This is a genomic window from Thiohalocapsa sp. (assembly GCF_019695415.1).
GTDB lineage: Bacteria > Pseudomonadota > Gammaproteobacteria > Chromatiales > Chromatiaceae > Thiohalocapsa.
This window is the reverse complement of the sequence record NZ_JAIFKJ010000210.1, coordinates 1-3,849: the sequence shown is the minus strand read 5'-3', so window position 1 is coordinate 3,849 and position 3,849 is coordinate 1. Positions and strand designations below refer to the sequence as shown.

General features: G+C 65.6%; 6 protein-coding genes. 5 read left to right on the top strand and 1 reads right to left on the bottom strand.

Annotation, left to right across the window (positions count from 1 at the left end; translation table 11 throughout):
- Window positions 1-92: 92 nt before the first annotated feature.
- The 5 genes from I6U14_RS06030 to I6U14_RS06010 all read left to right on the top strand — a co-directional run bounded on the left by I6U14_RS06030 (window position 93) and on the right by I6U14_RS06010 (window position 3,478).
- Window positions 93-884, top strand: a complete 792-nt coding sequence (locus tag I6U14_RS06030; RefSeq protein WP_296897707.1) for a DUF2189 domain-containing protein — start codon at window positions 93-95, stop codon at window positions 882-884.
- Window positions 885-1,000: 116 nt separating this feature from the next.
- Complete coding sequence (locus tag I6U14_RS06025; protein WP_296897706.1) at window positions 1,001-1,252, top strand: cysteine-rich CWC family protein; 252 nt, start codon at window positions 1,001-1,003, stop codon at window positions 1,250-1,252.
- Window positions 1,253-1,382: 130 nt separating this feature from the next.
- Complete coding sequence (gene sthA / locus I6U14_RS06020) at window positions 1,383-2,780, top strand: Si-specific NAD(P)(+) transhydrogenase (protein ID WP_296897705.1); 1,398 nt, start codon at window positions 1,383-1,385, stop codon at window positions 2,778-2,780.
- Window positions 2,781-2,831: 51 nt separating this feature from the next.
- Window positions 2,832-3,206, top strand: a complete 375-nt coding sequence (locus tag I6U14_RS06015; RefSeq protein ID WP_296897704.1) for a hypothetical protein — start codon at window positions 2,832-2,834, stop codon at window positions 3,204-3,206.
- The gene (locus I6U14_RS06010; protein WP_296897703.1) at window positions 3,197-3,478 is read left to right on the top strand and encodes a type II toxin-antitoxin system RelE/ParE family toxin; all 282 of its coding nucleotides are present in this window, start codon (window positions 3,197-3,199) and stop codon (window positions 3,476-3,478) included. The genes I6U14_RS06015 and I6U14_RS06010 overlap by 10 nt, the downstream gene beginning before the upstream one ends.
- A 25-nt stretch (window positions 3,479-3,503) precedes the next feature.
- Here I6U14_RS06010 and I6U14_RS06005 read toward each other — a convergent pair.
- On the bottom strand, window positions 3,504-3,849 hold a 346-nt coding region (locus I6U14_RS06005; RefSeq protein WP_296897700.1), incomplete at its 5' end, for a tyrosine-type recombinase/integrase.

The window sequence follows — 3,849 nt, the reverse complement described above, 5'->3', positions numbered from 1 at the left end:
CGCTTACATGAGGCGGGATTGCCAGCCGAGGCGGCTGCAGACACCCGCCCTCACGCTTGCTGAACAGACCGTCCACTGGAGGACACACCGCCATGACCGACACCGCCGTTGCCGAGCGCGAAGCGCCGCAGGCCGCCATTCGCGTCAACCACGTCAGCCTGGATCAGCCCTGGGAGTGGCTGGACAAGGGCTGGCACGACATGATCCGAGCACGCAAGTACAGTCTCACCTACGGCGCCGTTATCGTGCTGATCAGCGGCCTCATCACCCTCGGCTTCATGAACGAGGGGCTGACCTTCATGGTCCCGTTCCTCGTCGCCGGCTTCTACCTGCTCGCGCCCATCATCGGTCTCGGCCTGTACCAGATGAGCGCCCGGCTCGAGCGCGGGGAGAAGCTCCACTTCTGCCACTTCCTGGAGGCCTGGAAGGGCAATCAGGCCCAGCTTGGCGTCATCACCGCGGGCCTGCTGATCATCATGCAGCTGTGGATGATGTCCAACTTCGTGCTCTTCGCCCTGCTCTACACCGGGATGCATCCGCCGCTGGAGAACTTCTTCGGCACCGTCTTCCTGTCGGGCGAGAACAACGCCTTCGCGCTCGCGAGCATCGGCGTCGGCTTCCTGCTGGCCTGGGTGGCCTACGCCATCAGCGCCATTTCCGTGCCCATGCTGATGGACCGCGATGTGGACGGCTTCACGGCCATCCGCACCAGTGTCAAGGCCGTGGTGGAGAATTGGCAGGCCATGACCCTGTGGGCCGGGCTCATCGTGATGTTCATCGCCCTCGGCCTCATGTCCTTCTACATTGGACTCTTCGTCGCCATGCCGCTGGTGGGTCATGCCACCTGGCATGCCTACCGCGATATCGTGCCTCGGCAGGACTGACGCCACCCCGCCCCGACTCGGCCAGGGATGGCCGTCTGCTTGAAGTAACCCCGCCGCACCTACAGCTTTTCGGCACCCGGCTATCCGCCCAAAATCCGCTGCCCGACAGGTGACCGATGAGCGACATGACCCACCCCGACCCTGCCAACCTGAAATCCGGCCCCAAGACCTGCGCCCGCTGCGGCGCCAGTTTCGTCTGCAAAGTGGACGACCTGCCCCACTGCCAGTGCGTCGGCGTGAGCCTGTCACCGGAGACACTCGGCAAGCTGCAAGAGGCCTACAGCGACTGCCTTTGCTCCCGCTGTCTCAAGGAGCTGGCGGGCAAGGAGCGCGACGGCGACGTGCTGATCAACGAGGGCCAACGGTAACGACGCCGAAGCGCGCGGCAGCAAGGTCTGCTTGACTCGGTGGCCAGGGCCGCACGGCTGCGGCGACGGGCCTAACCGCCGCAGGGGCTGTGATAATCTGCCCCTTTGAATGCCGGGGTAACGAGTAGCTATGGCTGTACGCGCATTCGACAGCATCATCATCGGCGCGGGCCCCGCCGGTGAAGGTGCGGCGATGAAGCTCGCCAAGGCCGGCCAACGGGTGGCCGTCGTCGAGGCCCACACCCAGGTGGGCGGCGGCTGCACCCATTGGGGCACCATCCCGAGCAAGGCACTGCGCCACTCCATCCAGATGCTCGCGGACTATCGGCGCAACCCGCTGTTCCATCACACGGTGGATCAAGCAGAGGTGGAGTTCCCGGATCTGCTCCGGGCGGCGGACTCGGTCATCGACCACCAGGTACGCACCCGCTACCGCTACTATCAGCGCAACCGCGTGGAGGTCGTCTTCGGCCGCGCCCGCTTCGTGGACGCCCACCGCATCGACGTGGTGCGCCCGGACGGCGCCAGTGAGTCGCTGCGTGCGGAGCACTTTGTCATCGCCACCGGCTCTCGGCCCTATCACCCGCCGGATGTGGACTTCTCGAACCCGCGGGTGCTCGACAGCGACTCCATCCTGGGCCTGCAGCACACGCCGCGCAGCCTGACCATCTACGGCGCCGGGGTCATCGGCTGCGAATACGCATCCATCATGAGCTACCTGGACATCAAGGTGAACCTGGTGGACACCCGCGACCGGCTGCTCTCTTTCTTGGATGATGAGATCACCGACGCGCTCAGCTATCACCTGCGCGAGCAGGGCGTCGTGATTCGACACGACGAGATCTACGAGTCCGTGGAGCCCAGCGACGACGGCGTGGTACTGCACTGCAAGTCCGGCAAGAAGCTCAAGACCGACGTACTGCTCTGGGCCAACGGCCGCAGCGGCAACACCGAGGACATGGGGCTGGAGGCCATCGGGCTGGCACCCAACAAGCGCGGCCAGCTGGAGGTCAACGAGAGCTATCAGACCGAGCTCGGGCACATCTACGCCGTCGGCGACGTCGCCGGGCCGCCGGCACTCGCCAGCGCCAGCTACGATCAGGGCCGCTTCGTCGGCGCCCACATCGCCGACGGCGAGTGCGACTGGTCCCTGGTAGAGGAATTCCCAACCGGCATCTACTCAGTGCCGGAGATCAGCTCCGTCGGCCGCACCGAGCGCCAGCTCACGGCGGATCACGTGCCTTACGAAGTCGCCCAAGCCCATTTCAAGGCCATCGCCCGGGCGCAGATCACCGGCCACACCGTCGGCATGCTGAAGATCCTGTTCCACCGCGAGACGCTGGAAATCCTCGGCATCCACTGCTTCGGCGAGCAGGCCTCGGAGATCATCCACATCGGCCAGGCCATCATGCGCCAGCCGCCGCCGGCCAACACCATCCAGTACTTCGCCGAGACCACCTTCAACTACCCCACCATGGCGGAGGCCTACCGGGTGGCCGCCCTGAACGGGCTGAATCGATTGTTCTGACGCCGGCCCTCATGTTAGGTTGCGATAATCGCAACTAAGAAGAGGTGCACCGTGTCCACGACCATTGGCCTCAAGCTCGACGACGAAACCCGGAACCGGCTCCAGCGCCTAGGCGAAGCCCGCGACCGCTCGCCGCACTGGCTGATGAAAACGGCTATCACCCAGTTCCTCGACCGCGAGGAGCGCATCGAGCAGGAGCGGCTGGAGGACGAGGCGCGCTGGCAGCGCTGGGTGGAGACCGGCACCCACATCGACCATGACGAGATGACCGCCTGGCTGGACGGCCTCGCAGCCCGCGCGGACGAAATGGCTCGCCAACGGCAGGACGCAGATAGCGGGCGTGAACGCATATCCGCAGAAAAGGCCGATGACCGGGCCGAGCAACCGCACGCCGCGATTGCCGACGAGCCCGGCCCATGGCGCTGATCTGGCTGCCGGAGGCCAAGGCTGACATCCAGCGCCTGTTCGATTTTCTGGCCGACGTCAATCCCACCGCCGCCGCGAAGGCCATCCGCCTGATCCGCACCGGCGCCGACCGGCTGCTCGACCACCCCCGGCTCGGCCGACCGATGCAGGACGGCCTGCGTCGTGAGCTGTACCTGCCCTTCGCCGGCGGCGTCTACATCCTCCGCTACCGCCTTGAAGGCGACACCGTCGTCATGATCCGCGTCTGGCATGGGCGCGAGCAGCGCGGCTGAGCATGCACCGCCTGACTGCGATGCTTCAGCGGGTGGCTTTTGGCTGGCTGTGGCTCCAACGCGCTCTGGCTCCAACGCGCCAGCGTTGGACCGGTCGCGACGCCCCGGCGTCGCATCCCTGATGCCCGCGGATCATCAAAGACCCAACGGACTGCGCGCCTGCTTCATCGTAACGCTCGGCACCGTATGGGTATAGATCATCGATTCGGTCCTTCTGACCCTTGCCGTCATGGACCGTCAGCATCCTGATCTCCAGGTTGACGTCCTGCACCCGCAGCTTCAGGCACTCGAATAGACGCAGCCCGCATCCATACAAGAGCTGTGCCGGGAGGTCGAACGGCGATGCGAGGTGGCTCAACACCCGCTGCACC